General features: G+C 46.7%; 17 protein-coding genes. 2 read left to right on the top strand and 15 right to left on the bottom strand.

The window, feature by feature from the left end; genetic code table 11:
- Positions 1-44: 44 nt before the first annotated feature.
- The 14 genes from VIM72_RS27100 to VIM72_RS27035 all read right to left on the bottom strand — a co-directional run bounded on the left by VIM72_RS27100 (position 45) and on the right by VIM72_RS27035 (position 11,465).
- The gene (locus VIM72_RS27100; protein ID WP_332005942.1) at positions 45-539 is read right to left on the bottom strand and encodes an NADH-quinone oxidoreductase subunit J; all 495 of its coding nucleotides are present in this window, start codon (positions 537-539) and stop codon (positions 45-47) included.
- A gap of 59 nt (positions 540-598) precedes the next feature.
- Positions 599-1,102 carry an NADH-quinone oxidoreductase subunit NuoI gene (nuoI, locus tag VIM72_RS27095; protein ID WP_142683778.1) on the bottom strand — a complete coding sequence of 168 codons (504 nt, stop codon included), beginning with the start codon at positions 1,100-1,102 and terminating at the stop codon, positions 599-601.
- Between the two features lie 53 nt (positions 1,103-1,155).
- Positions 1,156-2,199 carry an NADH-quinone oxidoreductase subunit NuoH gene (gene nuoH / locus VIM72_RS27090; protein WP_332005941.1) on the bottom strand — a complete coding sequence of 348 codons (1,044 nt, stop codon included), beginning with the start codon at positions 2,197-2,199 and terminating at the stop codon, positions 1,156-1,158.
- Positions 2,200-2,220: 21 nt separating this feature from the next.
- Positions 2,221-3,330: a 2Fe-2S iron-sulfur cluster-binding protein gene (locus VIM72_RS27085; protein ID WP_332005940.1), complete on the bottom strand. Its 1,110-nt coding sequence runs from the start codon at positions 3,328-3,330 to the stop codon at positions 2,221-2,223.
- A 53-nt stretch (positions 3,331-3,383) separates the two neighbouring features.
- Positions 3,384-4,748 carry an NADH-quinone oxidoreductase subunit NuoF gene (gene nuoF / locus VIM72_RS27080; RefSeq protein WP_332005939.1) on the bottom strand — a complete coding sequence of 455 codons (1,365 nt, stop codon included), beginning with the start codon at positions 4,746-4,748 and terminating at the stop codon, positions 3,384-3,386.
- A 64-nt stretch (positions 4,749-4,812) separates the two neighbouring features.
- Positions 4,813-5,025, bottom strand: coding sequence for a hypothetical protein (locus VIM72_RS27075; protein ID WP_332005938.1), 213 nt, complete (start codon positions 5,023-5,025; stop codon positions 4,813-4,815).
- Positions 5,025-5,528: an NAD(P)H-dependent oxidoreductase subunit E gene (locus VIM72_RS27070; protein ID WP_332005937.1), complete on the bottom strand. Its 504-nt coding sequence runs from the start codon at positions 5,526-5,528 to the stop codon at positions 5,025-5,027. Before VIM72_RS27070 ends, VIM72_RS27075 begins: the two co-directional genes overlap by 1 nt.
- A gap of 42 nt (positions 5,529-5,570) precedes the next feature.
- On the bottom strand, positions 5,571-6,791 hold the full coding sequence (locus tag VIM72_RS27065) for an NADH-quinone oxidoreductase subunit D (protein ID WP_332005936.1): 1,221 nt from the start codon (positions 6,789-6,791) through the stop codon (positions 5,571-5,573).
- A gap of 12 nt (positions 6,792-6,803) precedes the next feature.
- Positions 6,804-7,319, bottom strand: a complete 516-nt coding sequence (locus VIM72_RS27060; RefSeq protein WP_142683784.1) for an NADH-quinone oxidoreductase subunit C — start codon at positions 7,317-7,319, stop codon at positions 6,804-6,806.
- A 45-nt stretch (positions 7,320-7,364) separates the two neighbouring features.
- Positions 7,365-7,928: an NADH-quinone oxidoreductase subunit B gene (locus VIM72_RS27055; protein WP_142683785.1), complete on the bottom strand. Its 564-nt coding sequence runs from the start codon at positions 7,926-7,928 to the stop codon at positions 7,365-7,367.
- A gap of 22 nt (positions 7,929-7,950) precedes the next feature.
- The gene (locus tag VIM72_RS27050) at positions 7,951-8,442 is read right to left on the bottom strand and encodes an NADH-quinone oxidoreductase subunit A (RefSeq protein WP_332005935.1); all 492 of its coding nucleotides are present in this window, start codon (positions 8,440-8,442) and stop codon (positions 7,951-7,953) included.
- A 66-nt stretch (positions 8,443-8,508) separates the two neighbouring features.
- Positions 8,509-10,260, bottom strand: coding sequence for a tetratricopeptide repeat protein (locus VIM72_RS27045; protein WP_332005934.1), 1,752 nt, complete (start codon positions 10,258-10,260; stop codon positions 8,509-8,511).
- Between the two features lie 36 nt (positions 10,261-10,296).
- A complete protein-coding gene (locus VIM72_RS27040) occupies positions 10,297-11,211 on the bottom strand; it encodes a substrate-binding domain-containing protein (protein ID WP_332005933.1) in 915 nt (304 codons plus the stop codon).
- A gap of 11 nt (positions 11,212-11,222) precedes the next feature.
- Entirely contained in the window at positions 11,223-11,465 is a 243-nt protein-coding gene (locus VIM72_RS27035) for a hypothetical protein (RefSeq protein ID WP_332005932.1), read from the bottom strand.
- A gap of 311 nt (positions 11,466-11,776) precedes the next feature.
- Here VIM72_RS27035 and VIM72_RS27030 point away from each other — a divergent pair, with 311 nt between their 5' ends.
- Together VIM72_RS27030 and hisS are read left to right on the top strand one after the other, a co-directional pair.
- Positions 11,777-12,214: a low molecular weight protein-tyrosine-phosphatase gene (locus VIM72_RS27030; RefSeq protein ID WP_332005931.1), complete on the top strand. Its 438-nt coding sequence runs from the start codon at positions 11,777-11,779 to the stop codon at positions 12,212-12,214.
- Between the two features lie 20 nt (positions 12,215-12,234).
- Positions 12,235-13,584 (top strand): histidine--tRNA ligase, encoded by a 1,350-nt coding sequence (hisS, locus tag VIM72_RS27025; RefSeq protein ID WP_332005930.1) that lies wholly within the window; start codon positions 12,235-12,237, stop codon positions 13,582-13,584.
- A gap of 66 nt (positions 13,585-13,650) precedes the next feature.
- On the opposite strand, the gene VIM72_RS27020 is transcribed toward hisS, so the two are convergent.
- Positions 13,651-15,684, bottom strand: a complete 2,034-nt coding sequence (locus tag VIM72_RS27020) for a protein-disulfide reductase DsbD family protein (protein ID WP_332005929.1) — start codon at positions 15,682-15,684, stop codon at positions 13,651-13,653.
- Positions 15,685-15,763: the final 79 nt, after the last annotated feature.

The following is a 15,763-nucleotide window of genomic DNA, read 5'->3' as shown; positions in this document are numbered from 1 at the left end:
AAATAAATTACGAGTTAGAAATTACGGATCATTCATCCGTATGGCTATTCTTTTTTACCGATTACCACGGCGCCGATCATTGCGCTGAGGAAGAGGATACTGCTCACTTCAAACGGCACCACATATTGTTTGAACAGGATCACACCAAGATTTTTGATCAGCCCGATATCAGTAGCACTTGTGCTCAGGGCCGGCATGCTGGCATCGCGTAATGCAGCCACCAGTACCACCAGTAATGCACCACCGCTGATAGCGCCGGCATATTTCAGCCAGTTACGCTTCTGGGGCTCCAGTTCAGCATTCAGGTTCATGAGCATCAGTACGTACAGGAACAATACCATGATAGCGCCCGCATATACAATGATATGTACTACTGCCAGGAACTGGGCATTCATCATGATGTAATGCCCTGCTATGGTAAAGAATGTTACGATCAGGCACAACACGCTCGTCACAGGATTTTTACTCAATACCACGCCCAGCGCTGATACCAGCGCCACGACCGACAGCACCATGAAAATTATTTGTTGTATACTCATTCCCATCTCTGCTATGTTTGACTATTGTATTTTTAGCTAAATGTGCGCTGTGAATAATATTATTTGCCTTCTTTCGGATGAGGAATCAGCAGATCATCTTTTCCATAGATAAAGCCTTTACGCTGGTAGTTTGCAGGGGCAAATGTTTCAGACATATAAACTGCATCTTTCGGACAAGCTTCTTCACAAAAACCACAGAAAATGCAACGGAGCATATTGATCTCATATTTCGCTGCATACTTTTCTTCCCTGTACAGGTGCTCTTCCCCTTCTTTTCTTTCTGCTGCTTCCATGGTAATGGCTTCAGCAGGACAGGCCACTGCGCACAATCCGCAGGCGGTGCATCTTTCACGTCCTTCTTCATCCCGGTTCAGCACATGTAACCCGCGGAATACGGGGCTGAAATCACGCTTTTTTTCAGGAAAGCTAACAGTGGCTTTCTTCTGAAAAAGGTGCTTAAAAGTGATACCCATACCTTTGGCAATAGCAGGAATGTACATCTTCTCGGCCAGTGTCATTGGCCGGCGGTCTACTGCTTTTGCCCTGTTAGTTAATGCTTGCATAATGAATGCTTTATTTAATCCACACGTTCTGTGTGTATTTAATCAGATAATAATTAGTGTTGACGGGCCAATACCAGGGCTCCGGTGATCAACATATTTACCAGTGCCAGCGGGATCATGATCTTCCATCCCAGGCGCATCAGCTGGTCGTAACGGAATCTCGGAACCGTCCAGCGTACCCACATAAAGAAGAAAATGAACAGCAGTGTTTTTACAAACAATGCCAGGAACCCGAGGATGGTCACCACGTTCGGATCCAGGCCCAGCTTATCCATGTAAGGGAAGGCATAACCACCGAAGTACATGGTAGAGATCAGCGCAGAACTGATGAACATGTTGATATATTCCGCGAACAGGAAGAAACCGAGTTTCATGGAAGAATATTCCAGGTGATAACCACCATTCAGTTCGTTCTCAGCTTCCGGTAAATCGAATGGAGCGCGGTTACATTCAGCAAAAGCGCATACCAGGAAGATAAAAAATCCTAATGGCTGATACACCACGTTCCATAAACCATGACGCTGTTGTTCTACAATATCTTTCAGGCTCAGGGAGCCGGTGAGCATCAGTAATGCGATCAGTGCAAGTCCCATTGGCAGCTCATAGGAAATGATCTGTGAAGCTGCACGTACAGAAGCCAGCAGGGAGTATTTATTATTGGAGGCCCAGCCACCGATCATAATTCCATATACGCCCATACTTACCACGCCGAAGATGAAGAGTATCCCGATGTTCACATCTGCGATCTGCAGGGAAACGGTGCGGCCGGCAATTACCAGCGAATCGCCCCAGGGGATCACCGCGCTGGTCATACAGGCTACCAGCATGGCAATAGAAGGACCTAATACGAAGAGGAAGCGGTTGGAATTGGCAGGAATGATCTCTTCTTTAAAGAAGAGCTTACCACCATCTGCCAGCGGTTGCAGCAGTCCCATGAAACCTGCGCGGTTAGGGCCTAAACGGTCCTGGATCCAGGCGGCTACCTTTCTTTCGCCCCAGGTGGAATACATGGCCACTACCAGTGAAAGTACCAGCACTCCCGATATCAGGAGCACTTTTTCAATTACAAAAAACCAATCTATGCTTAATAAGGTCATACTTACACGTAATTACGATTGTTACTTCTTAAAATCATCAGAGTGAGCAGGTCCGTTGATCTTCGACAGATCAATATCCGGCCTGTTTACCTTGCTTTCAGAGTGGATATCAAACAACAACCGTGGTTGTCTGCCATCCAGTACTTCCACCAGCGGATCTTTAGGTTTTACGGTATTTACGTAGTGACCCTGGGAAATAACGCTGTTACGTTCTATCTTGCGCGGACCTTCAATGATCCAGTCCTTTGCATCTTTCTTATCAAAACGGCAGGTATCACAGATAAAATCTTCCACTTCCCCGTATTTATCTTTCCGGGCAGTTACGCGGAATACTTCATCACCACGCATCCAGAGCACAGTTTTACCGCAGCATTTCGGATTTTCGCAGTTGCGGTGTGCGTCTACCGGTTTCAGGAACCATACGCGGTTTTTAAAGCGGAAGGTTTGATCGGTTAAAGCGCCTACCGGGCAAACATCGATAACGTTACCGATAAAGTCGTTATCGAGCGACTGGGAAATGTAGGTGCTGATTTCGGAAGCATCTCCACGGCCCAGGATACCATGTTCGCGTTTTTCGGTGAGCTGATCGGCAGTGTATACACAACGGTAGCAAAGGATGCAGCGTGTCATGTGCAGTTTGATATGATCGCCGAGATCCACTTTATCAAATGTTCTGCGCTTGAACTCGTAGCGGGTGGCATCAGCGCCATGCTCATAGCTCAGGTCCTGCAGGTGGCACTCTCCCGCCTGATCACAAACCGGGCAATCCAGCGGGTGATTGAGCAGCAGGAATTCCACCACGCCCTTACGTGCATCCAGTACTTCCGGTGAAGTGATGTTGGCTACTTCCATACCATCCATTACAGTGGTGCGGCAGCTGGCCACCAGTTTAGGCATGGGGCGCGGATCGGCATCGGAGCCTTTAGATACTTTTACCAGGCAGGTACGGCATTTACCACCGCTGCCCTGCAGTTTGGAATAGTAACACATGGCCGGCGGCACTACTTCTCCTCCTATCTTCCGGGCCGCATTCAATATGGTTGTACCGGGTTCCACCTCTACAGAGATGTTATCGATTTTAACCTTAAATAATTTTATTTCCTCCGCCATCTTAATATCTTTTGTGCTCACGGGGAGCAACGTTTGTTATATATAGATTCTTTTTTTCAGTAGATGCGTACCTGTTATACCGCCGCAGGTGTTGGCACCGGCAACGGATCTGCGTAATGGGCCAGGCCAAAATTACGGGTCTGTGATTCGTCGGGATTTGCCACATGCCATTCAAATTCATCACGGAAGTGACGGATGGCTGCTGCTACCGGCCATGCTGCTGCATCGCCGAGCGGGCAAATCGTATTCCCTTCTATTTTACGCTGGATGTCCCACAGTAAATCGATGTCGCTCATTTTGCCTTTACCGTACTCAATATTGTGCAGTACTTTCTTCATCCATCCGGTACCTTCACGGCAGGGGCTGCACTGGCCGCAGCTTTCATGGTGATAAAAACGTGCGAAGGTAAGGGTGTTGCGCACAATACACTGGTCTTCATCCATCACTATAAATCCGCCGGAGCCCAGCATAGAACCTGTTGCAAACCCGCCATCGGCCAGGCTTTCATAGGTCATCATACGGGTTTCGCCTTTTGCTGTTTTCAGCAGCAGGTTAGCGGGTAATACCGGTACGGAAGAACCACCGGGGATACAGGCTTTCAGCCTTTTATTATTTTTGATACCACCGCAGTATTCATCGGAATAGATGAATTCTTCTACAGAGATATTCATTTCAATTTCATAAACACCGGGTTTGTTGATATTACCGCAGGCGGAAATGAGCTTGGTACCGGTAGATTTGCCGGTGCCGTATTTAATGTATTCGTCGCCGCCGATATTGATAATAGGTACTACAGCAGCAAGTGTTTCCACGTTGTTTACCACTGTGGGCGACTGCCACAGGCCTTTCACCGCAGGGAATGGCGGTTTAATGCGCGGGTTACCGCGTTTGCCTTCCAGGGATTCTATCAGGGCCGTTTCTTCACCACAGATATAGGCGCCGGCGCCGCGTTGTACATATATTTCAAGATCGAAACCGCTACCCTGGATATTTTTACCCAGCCAGCCTTTATTTTTTGCTTCTGCAATGGCCTGTTCCAGGATATCCGGGATCCAGGCATACTCTCCACGGATGTAGATATAGCAACTGTTAGCGCCGAGAGCAAAGCTGGAGATCAGTAATCCTTCAATGAGGAGATGAGGAATAAATTCCATGAGGTAGCGGTCTTTGAACGTACCTGGTTCCGATTCATCCGCATTACAAACCAGGTAGCGTGGCACGCCTTCCGGTTTGGCGATGAAACTCCATTTCAGGCCGGTGGGGAAACCTGCGCCGCCACGGCCTCTCAGGCCACTCTTCTTCACTTCGTCCAGTACGCCGTCCGGCCCCAGGGTTTTCAGCGCTTTTTCAGCTGCAGCATAACCGCCGTTGCTCCGGTAGGTATCAAAGTACCGGATGCCTTCAATATGTGCTTTATCTAACAGTAATTTGCGTCCCATTGTCTTCCTTATGGTGTAATGTTACCGGTATTCCCGGCGCCATTACCAGATTTGTGTATATCTTTTATGCCTTACGTATGCCGTGTTGCGAAATGCGTTCTGCCAGCCTGTAGAACAGGAGCCCTGCGCTTACGCCACAGGTAACGGAAACAAGCCAGTTATCGATCCGCCACAGCGCAGTGAGTAACACCATCAGCAGTATTGCCTCCACCACTAATAATTTGTGGCGCTGATACATTTCCTTTAAACGCATGATCATGTTGTTCTTTGGATGCATCAGTTGGCGTTTGCTTTAGACCTGCATTCTGCAATGATTTCATCTACTTTGGCCGGCGTAAGGTGTTCCCGGTAATGTTTACCCAATTGCATCATGGGAGCATAACCGCAGGCGCCGAGGCATTCCACCGTTTTAAGGGTAAACAGCCCATCGGCGGTAGTTTCACCTACGCCGATACCCAGCTTGCTTTTAATGTAATCAATGATCTGATCGGAGCCACTTACCATGCACGGACCTGTTTGGCATACCTCAAATAAATAGGTACCTACGGGTTTCAGGTTAAACATGCTGTAGAAGGTAGCTACTTCATACACTTCAATTGATTTCAGTTGCAGTAAAGTTGCAACGTAGTCCATTGTTTCTGCACTCAGCCATCCACCAAATGCTTCCTGAGCCAGGTGCAACACCGGTATCAATGCACTTTTCTGCTTCCCTTCCGGGTAGCGTGCAATGATTTCTTTTACTTTATTCAGTTTCTCTTCAGAAAATTGAACCACAGCCATTTTTTTATTCAGCTTTAATCTTCGAAATATTCAATAGCGCAACTACGCATCCAGTTCACCTGCAATCAGGTTCAGGCTACTCATACAAACGATCGCATCGCTCAGCATAGAGCCCTGTACCAGTTCGGCGTAGGCCTGGTAGTAAATGAAGCAGGGACGGCGGAAGTGCAACCGGTAAGGGCTGCGGCCACCATCGCTGATCAGGTAAAAACCAAGTTCGCCGTTGGCCCCCTCCACTGCGTTGTACACTTCACCCGGAAGTATATCCGCTTCTCCCATCACTATTTTAAAGTGATAGATGAGTGCTTCCATTTTTGTATACACATCCTGCTTCTGAGGCAGGTAATAAGCAGGAATATCTGCGTGATAAACATCTGCAGGCAGGCTTTTCAGTTTATCCATCGCCTGGCGGATAATGCTGATGCTTTCCCACATTTCCGCGTTACGCACCTGGAAACGATCGTAGCTGTCGCCGGTAGTACCTACCGGTATAGAGAAGTCGAAATCCTGGTAAGAGCTGTAAGGATTGGCTACGCGCACATCGTAGTCGACACCGGCTGCACGCAGGTTAGGACCGGTGAACCCATAACTGAGCGCTCTTTCCGCAGAGATAGCGCCCACGCCCTGCGTACGTTCCATGAAAATACGGTTACGGGTAAGCAGGGTTTCAAATTCTTTCAGTACAGCAGGATATTCGTTCAGGAAGCGTTCTATTTTTGCAAAGGCTGCGGGGGTGAAATTCCTTTCAAATCCACCAATACGGCCGATGTTGGTAGTGAGGCGGGAACCGCAGATCTCTTCATAAATTTCGTAGATCAGTTCGCGGTAGGTCATCACGTATACGAAGCCGGTTAATGCACCGGTATCTACTCCCATTACAGAGCTACAGATCAGGTGATCTGCAATACGGGCCAGCTCCATGATGATTACGCGCAGGTAATCCACTCTTTTAGGCGTTTCAATGCCGAGGAGCTTTTCTACTGTGAGCAGCCAGCCCATATTATTGATAGGGGCGGAGCAGTAGTTCAGGCGGTCCGTGAGCGGTGTGATCTGGTAATAAGGGCGGCGTTCTGCAATTTTTTCAAATGCGCGGTGAATATACCCTACGGTAGAAACAGCGCTTACAATACGTTCGCCATCGATTTCCAGAATGTTCTGAAATACGCCATGCGTAGCCGGGTGCGTAGGGCCCAGGTTAAGCGTTTGCGTATCTTTTTCTATAGAGCCTTCCGGCAGTTTTATATGTTGTTTCTGATCTAACATAACCTCGTTGTATTAAAGATTTCCTCCCCTTCCAAACATCTCATCATCTTTATCGATGCGCATGGAGTCTTCCAGCGGAAATTCCTTTCTCATGGGGAAATAGGTCATTTCGTCTACATTCAGTACACGGATCAGGTTAGGATGCCCTACAAAGTTGATCCCGAAGAAATCGTAAGTTTCCCTTTCCATCCAGTTGGCAGATTCGTACAGTTTAGTAGCTGTAAAAACATCTGGTTTGGCTACGGGTGCAAAAACTTTCAGACGGAGCCTGATATTATCCTGCAGGTTATGCAGGTGATATACTACTGCCAGTTCTTCGTTCTTCCGTTCAGGATAATGCACAGCAGTGATATCCGTTAAAAAACGAAAACGCAATTCCTCATCATCAAACAGGAATTGCATTACTTTCAGGTTATAATCTTTCTGTGCGGTGAGGGTAAGCAGCCCAAACGGCTCTTCAAAGCCGGTTAGCACATCTCCAAACTTCTCCGTCAGGCGTTGCTGTATGCGTTCGTTTGTTAAAGACATTAACAATTTGAAATTTACGATTTACAATTAACCATTCCCCTCTGCTTACTTGATACCGTAAGACTCCATCAGTTCTTTATACCTGTCGGAGTTACGGCGGCGGAGACTTTCCTGGCCTACCAGGGCTTGTATTTTCATGAAGCCATCGATGATGCCTTCCGGTCTTGGAGGACATCCCGGCACATACACATCTACCGGAATCACCTGGTCTATACCCTGTAAAACAGAATAGGTATCAAATATACCACCGCTGGAAGCGCAGGCGCCCACCGCCATTACCCAGCGTGGTTCTGCCATTTGCAGGTATACCTGGCGTACAATAGGTCCCATTTTTTTGGAAATGGTGCCCATTACCATCAGCAGATCGCACTGGCGCGGCGTAAAGGCCATACGTTCAGCCCCGAAACGGGCCATATCGTAAGTGGCTGCCATGGTAGCCATAAATTCGATACCGCAGCAGGAGGTAGCAAATGGCAAAGGCCAGATAGAGTTTTTACGCGCCAAACCTATCACCTTGTCAAAAGAGGTGGCATAAAACCCTTCACCGGAATATCCCTCGGGGATTTCCACCATCTTCACCTTGTTATTATATTGAACCGGACGAGCCATTGGTTTTAGTTTAAAGAGTTAATTAATCTTCCCATTTCAGTGCACCCTTCTTTGTAATGTAGATAAATCCACATAAAAAGAAGCCCACAAACATCAGCACAGCTGTAAAGCCTTCCCATCCCAACTCCCTGAAATTAACCGCATAAGGATAGAAAAAGATTACTTCCACATCAAATAACACGAAAAGAATAGCGGTCAGAAAGTACTTGATGGCCACCGGCTGACGGGCGTTGCCCTTTTGCTCGATACCACTTTCAAAGTTAATAAGCTTGTCGCTGGTTTTGCGTTTAGGACCTAAAAAGTGAGTAGCTAACATCGTGATCCCAACGAAACCTAAAGCAGCAATTAATTGCAGTACTATAGGGAAATAGCTAAAAGGAGTGGTCGTTGCTGACAAAAATACAGTTTCTGTATACATAAGCTTCCCGATAAAAACATTGTCCGAATGCGCAAAAATACTGTAAGTTGACCAATTATCAAATCTATTAGGAGTTAAAATATTATCTTTTTTCACCAACCGGAAACTAAAAAACCTCCTGTGAGTACAGGAGGTTTTTTAGCAATTATATGCAAATAATGCTTATTTCTTGTTCTGGCCCTGTTTGGCAGCTGGCTTAGCGGCCGGTTTTTCGCGGGCAGCCATGTTTTCGTTGATCTGTTTAACAGCACTGTTATTCGGATCTATGGCAGACAGTTTATCGGCATATACCTTAACGTTGGCTTTATCTTCCTTAAAGTAGTAATATAACAGCTCGTAAGTGTAAGCATTGATCAGTGTACTTCTGTTTTTAGCAGGATCCACTTCAGAAATTTCTATATACTTGTCGTAGAAAGGTTTTGCTACACCAGCCTGAGCCTGTGGGTCTTTCGCAAAATTGCTCTGACCTCTCCAATAGTAACCTGTACCCAGTTCAGGTTTCGCTTCAATCACCTTCTGGAAAGCAGAATCAGCTTTGGCCAGCAGGGTAGTATCGAAAGGCTTAACATTTACTGCACCATAGTAGTAGTTGATACCTACGTTGAAGTAATCGATCGCCTGTAATTGTATCTTATTGGCAAGGCTGAGTTGATTCGCTTTATCATACCATTCTGCTGCAGCGGTATATTTCCTGGCTGCTTTCAGCTGATCAGCGATCTGGATGAATGTTTCCGGATCCTTTGAAGTGATTGAGTTAGCATATTTTTCCAGGTAACCCAGGGCTTTGGTAGTGTAACCTTCCTGAGTAGCGGAATCAGAGGATTTCAGCTTCATGTAGATGGCTGACAACAGTTTATAGTCTGCTGAATCCAGTTTGCTTTCGCCTACCTCCTGCACATAAGCATCCATTGTTTTCTGTGCGTTCAGGGAATCGCCTTTCTGGAGATAAGAGTCACCGATCAGCAGAACCAACTGGTTTTTATTGGCATCAGTAGCACCGGACAATGCTGCCTGGCCTTTGCTGATAGCCGCATCATAATCTTTCTTGAAGAAAGAGATAGAAGCCGCCAGCAGTTCGTTTTTAGTTTTATCAGCAGGATCTGCTACCGCCATGTATTTTTCCAGGTATTGCGCTGCATTTTCCCAGGAAAGCTGATCTTTCTTAGGAGTAGTGTAGAACAGGAACAGTTCATAGAAAGCCGGGCCATATTTAGGATCCATGTTGGTAGCTTTGGTATAATCAGCCACAGCTTCTGCTTTCAGCCTGGCGTTATAGTTCACCAAACCCTGTTTCATCACTGCTTCAGCGTTGTTAGGATCAAGCTCCAGTGCTTTCTCATAAGTAGTGATGGCTTTACCACCATTTTCACCACCCAGGAAGCGGTAAGCATCTCCCAGTTCAATATAGTCGGCTGCAGTTGGCGTGTATTGTTCTTTTTTCTTACGGCCTTCATTGTTCAGGAGTTTTTCCATCACAGTGAGGGCATATGCACGGTCGCCACCTTTGATTTCGCTGTTGGCATCAGCAATAGCACGGGCAACATCGCCATCGCGGCCCTGTGTGGCAGTGCTGGCGCCTTCAAACTTGGCTTTAGCAGCAGCAGCGTCTCCCTTCAGCAGGTCAATACGCCCCATACCAACCTGCAGTAAAGCAGAGGTGGGAACCGCCTGCAAACCCTTCTGGAAAGTAGCGGCTGCACCTGCAACATCCTCCATACCAAGTTGGGCTATACCGAGGTAATAATACGCTTTGTCTTCCGTAGGCTTTGCTGCGATCACTTTCTCTAAATTCTGCTTGGCAGACAGGTACTTACCATAATACAGGTCTTTCAGTCCGTCTTCCACAGATTGGGCCATCACACTGCTTGAGGCAGCGCAAAGCAATGCTACGATTAAACTTTTCCGTTTGTTCATGCAATCTGGTTTTTTAGTTTTAGTTGTGTTTTTCTTCTACTTTAGGTTGGCTTCCCTGAATACTACATTCAATCTCGCCGGGAATAACCGGAACTGCTTCATTACAAGCTGTCCTTCATAACTGCCGAGAAACGTTGCAAATCCACTGCCAAGACCGTGATATGGTTCTTTCAGGCAATAGAAAAAGCCGCGTTTTAACGGATAGGTGCCTATACCAATATAGGCCTGGTATGGCTTAACAAATTCCGAACCATTGTCTGCCCTAAGTCTAACTACAGATACTTCACGTGTAAAAGCCATTGACAATGAATCGTTAGGATCAGAGATCCAGCTAACACCTATTACTCCAATCGCGTTCTTATTTTTTGTTACATAATCCACCACTTCAGGGTTTGTTTTCGCAGCCATTGTATTGGTTGGCAAAGGCTTACCCTTATTGATGGAATCCATAATATACCGCACAGTGCTTGAGTTGGCATTATCAAACACCAGCTGCCATTTCCTTTCATCGTTGGTGCCATCCATGATCCCTCTCACCTGTTCCATATTCAGCACAGAATCAGGATTATCTTTATTTACTACCAGCGCAAGTGCGTCCCAGGCAAGTAAAAGGCTGTTAGGCGTAATTTTAATCTGCTTGAAGTAGTCGCGTTCCTGCTGGTTGAAATCGCGGGTAACGATTACCAAACGGGCACTATCATTTAAAAGATCTTTAAAGCAATCAGCCTCCGGTTTATAGGTAGGGATGATATGTGCTTTCGGATACAGTGATTCAAAAACCTTTATCTCAGAATCAATCAGCGGCTTGTATGTTTCATCCACACTGATTCGGATGGTGCCTTCTGTTGCTGTATCTAATTTCTTCGCATTTGGATTTGGCCCGCACGAGGCCATCATCAATATAATAGCTGCTAAATATACAGCATTCATTCTTTCTAAACTGAAAAACATATCACACCTCTTTAGTTCCTGTTAAAAAAAAGTTTTCTCACTCCGTTATAAACCCTAAAGAGGCCGTAGACTATCAAAACCGCACCAACAATACTCATCATCTGCGGGGATAACCTGAATTCACCCAATCCCAGTTTTTCCGCAAAAATTGCGAACAAACCAAAGAGTATAAAGAATATTCCCCTGATCAGCTCACCCATTGGCCGATACCTGTTTTCCTGCCGTCTGCTTGTTTGTTCTTCGTGTGTTTCCATGTTGCGAATTACAATTATACAAAAAATAATTTTTTAATCGGGTATAGAGAATTTTAGAAGAATGTTAAAAAACTGACTTAAAACCGCACTCTTTTACTTGTCCAGCCGCAATTTGAGGCATTTTTTCAACATGTTGTAATTTTTTGATTTAAAATATGATCATTTACTGGATATTATAGTTTGCAGTAAACCTCCCTCTATAACCTGAAAATCCCTGCTTTTTCTCCCGATTCCTGTTAAAAGATGCAAATAGACACACATTTCCATAATATCTTGTAGGTTTGCGGCCTGATATTCAAATATTCATCCGCATGAAGATATTGATGGTTTGCCTGGGCAATATTTGCCGTTCCCCGCTGGCAGAGGGGATCATGAGACATCTGGCAACAGCAAGAGGGCTGGAATGGGAAATTGACTCCGCCGGCACCGGTAACTGGCACGTGGGTGATCCGCCGGATCACCGCTCCATAAAGGAAGCCAGAAGAAATGGTGTGGACATCACCGGGCTGAGAGGCAGGCAATTCCAGGCCGCCGACTTTGATACCTTTGACCGCATCTATGTTATGGACAGGAATAATTATGCCGATGTATTGCGGAAAGCCCGTAACGACGCAGATAAAGCAAAGGTAGCCTTCCTGCTGCCGGATCAGCAGGATGTTCCTGATCCCTGGTTTGATGATGCACTGTTTGCACCCGTTTATAAAATGATCTATGAGGCCTGCGAAAACATCGCAGACCAGCAACTATAAAATTTTTAATATTTTTTGAGATGATAAAGCCCGGTATTCCCAAAGGCACCCGTGATTTTGGCCCCGTAGTAGTAAGAAAGCGTAACTATATTTTCCAGACCATCCGCGAAACGTTCGAAGTATTCGGCTTCCAGCCGCTGGAAACACCCGCGATGGAAAATCTATCTACCCTCACCGGGAAATATGGCGAGGAAGGAGATAAACTGATGTTCAAAGTACTGAACAACGGAGAAATTTTTGACGAAGCCCGGCAGGCTAAAGACAACAGGGAACTGGTGGCCGCAATCACCGAAAAAGCCCTGCGCTACGACCTCACCATTCCCTTTGCACGCTACGTGGTCATGAACCAGCACGAACTGGCCCTTCCCTTTAAACGCTACCAGATGCAACCGGTATGGCGGGCAGACAGGCCTCAGAAAGGCCGCTATCGCGAGTTCTACCAGTGCGATGCCGATGTGGTAGGCAGCAATTCCTTACTGAATGAAGTAGAATTACTGCTGATCTATGATACCGTGCTTACCAAATTAGGCATGCAGGGATATGAGCTCCGCATCAATAACCGTAAAATATTATTTGGCCTCGCAGAAGTGATCGGCAAAACCGAATTGCTCACCGATATCACCATCTCCATAGATAAACTGGATAAAATAGGGGCTGAGGGTGTAAGAAAAGAATTACAGGAACGGGGGTTAACCGGTGCTGATATTGATACCATCGAAAAGTTCCTGGCCATTGACGGAAACAGCGAAGAAAAGCTCGCGCAGCTGACCACGCTCCTGCAATCCTCCGCCACCGCATTGAAAGGCATTGAAGAGCTGTCGTTTGTGCTCAATTCCGGTTACGCCACTTTCAATACCTCTCCTGTCATTGATGTAACACTCGCACGCGGACTTAATTACTACACTGGTATGATCGTGGAAGTAAAAGCGCCTCCTGCGGTGAAAATGGGCAGCATTGGCGGTGGCGGCCGGTACGACGATCTGACGGGGCTCTTTGGCCTGCCTGGTATTTCCGGCGTAGGTATCTCCTTTGGTGTTGACCGTATTTACGATGTACTGGAAGAACTGAAATTATTCCCGCAAACCGCGCAGCAATCTACCAAAGTATTATTCCTGAACCTCGGGGAAGCCAGTGCCCGTGCAGCATTCAGCTACATGATGCAACTGCGCCGGCAGGGCATTGCAGCCGAACTGTTTCATGAACCGGCCAAGATGGATAAGCAGATGAAATATGCTGATAAAAGAGCTATTCCTTATGTGATCATCCTCGGCGAATCTGAACTGCAGGAAAACCTGGTGAGCGTGAAAAACCTTACCACCGGCCAGCAGGAGAAGATCAGCGGCGCAGAACTAATCAGTTACCCATTTTGATGTAAGCTATAAAAAAGAAAGGCCGCCTGTGTAATACAAGCGGCCTTTCTTTTTTATAGCGATTATTTATTTCGCATGACGTTTTGCAAACTCTGCTTTTGCTTCTTCGAGATATTTCACGAAGGCATCCACGTCTTCTTTCGGATCATAACCATAGCCCTTTTTCGCCAGCGGCTTACCTTCCAGGTCTACCGGGATGTAATAAGGCTGTGAGTTACGGTTGAAGTTTGTCACCTCGATATCCTGGTTCCGCTGACCTACGTTATTCACTTTTTCGCCGGTTGTTTTAGACACATATTTCTCTTCATCCGGCAGGGAGGTTTTCTCATCGGTATACAGGGAAGCCACCACAAAATCGTTGCGCAGGATCTTCATTACCGCAGGGGCAGACAATACCGATTTTTCAAATTTGCGGCAGTTTACACAGGTATGACCGGTAAAGTCGAGCATCAACGGCTTATTAGCCACCTTAGCGGCTTCCAGCGCTTCTTCATAGTTGAAGAACAGGTTTTCCACACCCGGAATTTCTGAATGCAGGATATCTACCAGTTTCTTTGGCTTCACCACATTCACATTGCTGTTACTACCAGCGCCGCTTCCTCCGCCACTTTCCAGGGACGCCTGTATATCAACCAGTGATTTATTGAGATTAAAGTCCTGTGAGCCTTCATGCGGCAGGAATCCGCTGATCCCTTTCAATGGCGCGCCCCACATACCAGGTACCATGTAAATGGTGAAGGTGAAAGCAGCGATGGCAAAACAGAGACGGGTAACCGTGAGGAAAGGCACGTCGCTATCGTGGCTCAACTTCAGCTTACCCACCAGGTACAACGTGAGCAGCGCGAAAATAGCAATCCACAGGGCCAGGAATATTTCCCTGTCAAGCAGGTTCCAGTGATACGCCATGTCTACATTCGACAGGAATTTCAGCGCCAGCGCCAGTTCCAGGAAACCCAGCGTTACCTTCACTGCATTGAGCCATCCGCCGGATTTACCGATCTTATTCAGCAAACTCGGGAACAGGGCAAATAAGGAAAATGGTATAGCCAGTGCCAGTGAAAACCCAAACATGCCTACCAGCGGTCCGGAGTTGCCTCCTTTTGCAGCCAGTACCAGCAGGTTTCCTAAAATAGGACCAGTGCAGGAGAAAGACACAATGGCCAGCGTAAGCGCCATAAAGAAAATACCCAGCATACTGCCCATTCCCGCTTTGGAATCCGACACGTTAGCCCAGGAACTGGGCAGGCTGATTTCAAAAGCCCCCAGGAACGAGAATCCAAACAGCAGGAAGATCACAAAGAAGATCATATTGGCAATACCATTGCTGGCCAGAGAGTTCAGCGCGCTCGCCCCGAATATTTTGGTGATCAGGAAGCCCAACAGGGTATAAATAACGATAATGGACAGGGAATAAGTAAATGCATTCTTAATACCCTGTGCCCTGGTTTCACTGCGCTTGGTGAAGAAGCTTACAGTAATAGGAATCATAGAGAACACACAGGGTGTGATCAGTGCAATGAATCCGCCGCCAAAGCTGGCCAGGAAAATCCACCATAAAGACTTATTGGAAGCATCATCATCCGCTACATCGTCGCCCGCAGCAGTGGCGCCTGTGGTATCAGCAGTTGCTTTGGCAGTGGCTGGCGCTTCCACGGGTACGCTGAAAGTAGTTTCTTCCGGTACCGCATCTTCTCCTTTCAGCACCATGTAAGTAATGGTGCCGGAAAGTTTTGAAACGGGACCCGTAGCTTTTACTGCCGCTACCAGTTCCACTTCGTTCTCAAAATATTTGATCTCAAGATTATCGAATAATGGCTCTTTACGGTTCTCCAGTTTACCATTTTCCGTGATGCCGGAAATAGTGGCTTTAATGCTGCTATCCAGCGCTACCCTGGTATTGGGATCATCGTTTCCCATGGTGGTGGAAAACAGGAGCCACCCTTTTTCTATGGTGCCTTTCAGATGAAGTGCATATTCCTGGTCGTTTTTCTTTTCCGCAGAAAACTGCCATTTAACAGGCTTAGGATCTGCGTCCTGCGCGTTTGCACGGAATGCAAACAGGGCAAAGACAGGTATTAGAAATGAAAGCAAATGCTTCATATAGTCAATAGGCTTTAAATAATATAAATCTGAGAAAACAAGAAACGAGTTCCTTTTGAGGAACTCGTTTTGCGAGTAT

The organism is Chitinophaga sp. (assembly GCF_036569185.1).
Taxonomy (GTDB): Bacteria; Bacteroidota; Bacteroidia; order Chitinophagales; family Chitinophagaceae; genus Chitinophaga.
The sequence above is the reverse complement of the archived record's forward strand: the minus strand, read 5'-3'. Positions and strand labels throughout refer to the sequence as shown.

Bases quoted from the DNA above. Each gene is read 5' to 3' on its own strand.
- VIM72_RS27100 (WP_332005942.1), bottom strand. From the start codon at position 539: ATGAGTATACAACAAATAATTTTCATGGTGCTGTCGGTCGTGGCGCTG.
- nuoI (WP_142683778.1), bottom strand. From the start codon at position 1,102: ATGCAAGCATTAACTAACAGGGCAAAAGCAGTAGACCGCCGGCCAATG.
- nuoH (WP_332005941.1), bottom strand. From the start codon at position 2,199: ATGACCTTATTAAGCATAGATTGGTTTTTTGTAATTGAAAAAGTGCTC.
- nuoF (WP_332005939.1), bottom strand. From the start codon at position 4,748: ATGGGACGCAAATTACTGTTAGATAAAGCACATATTGAAGGCATCCGG.
- VIM72_RS27075 (WP_332005938.1), bottom strand. From the start codon at position 5,025: ATGCATCCAAAGAACAACATGATCATGCGTTTAAAGGAAATGTATCAG.
- VIM72_RS27070 (WP_332005937.1), bottom strand. From the start codon at position 5,528: ATGGCTGTGGTTCAATTTTCTGAAGAGAAACTGAATAAAGTAAAAGAA.
- VIM72_RS27065 (WP_332005936.1), bottom strand. From the start codon at position 6,791: ATGTTAGATCAGAAACAACATATAAAACTGCCGGAAGGCTCTATAGAA.
- VIM72_RS27060 (WP_142683784.1), bottom strand. From the start codon at position 7,319: ATGTCTTTAACAAACGAACGCATACAGCAACGCCTGACGGAGAAGTTT.
- VIM72_RS27055 (WP_142683785.1), bottom strand. From the start codon at position 7,928: ATGGCTCGTCCGGTTCAATATAATAACAAGGTGAAGATGGTGGAAATC.
- VIM72_RS27045 (WP_332005934.1), bottom strand. From the start codon at position 10,260: ATGAACAAACGGAAAAGTTTAATCGTAGCATTGCTTTGCGCTGCCTCA.
- VIM72_RS27040 (WP_332005933.1), bottom strand. From the start codon at position 11,211: ATGTTTTTCAGTTTAGAAAGAATGAATGCTGTATATTTAGCAGCTATT.
- VIM72_RS27035 (WP_332005932.1), bottom strand. From the start codon at position 11,465: ATGGAAACACACGAAGAACAAACAAGCAGACGGCAGGAAAACAGGTAT.
- VIM72_RS27030 (WP_332005931.1), top strand. From the start codon at position 11,777: ATGAAGATATTGATGGTTTGCCTGGGCAATATTTGCCGTTCCCCGCTG.
- hisS (WP_332005930.1), top strand. From the start codon at position 12,235: ATGATAAAGCCCGGTATTCCCAAAGGCACCCGTGATTTTGGCCCCGTA.
- VIM72_RS27020 (WP_332005929.1), bottom strand. From the start codon at position 15,684: ATGAAGCATTTGCTTTCATTTCTAATACCTGTCTTTGCCCTGTTTGCA.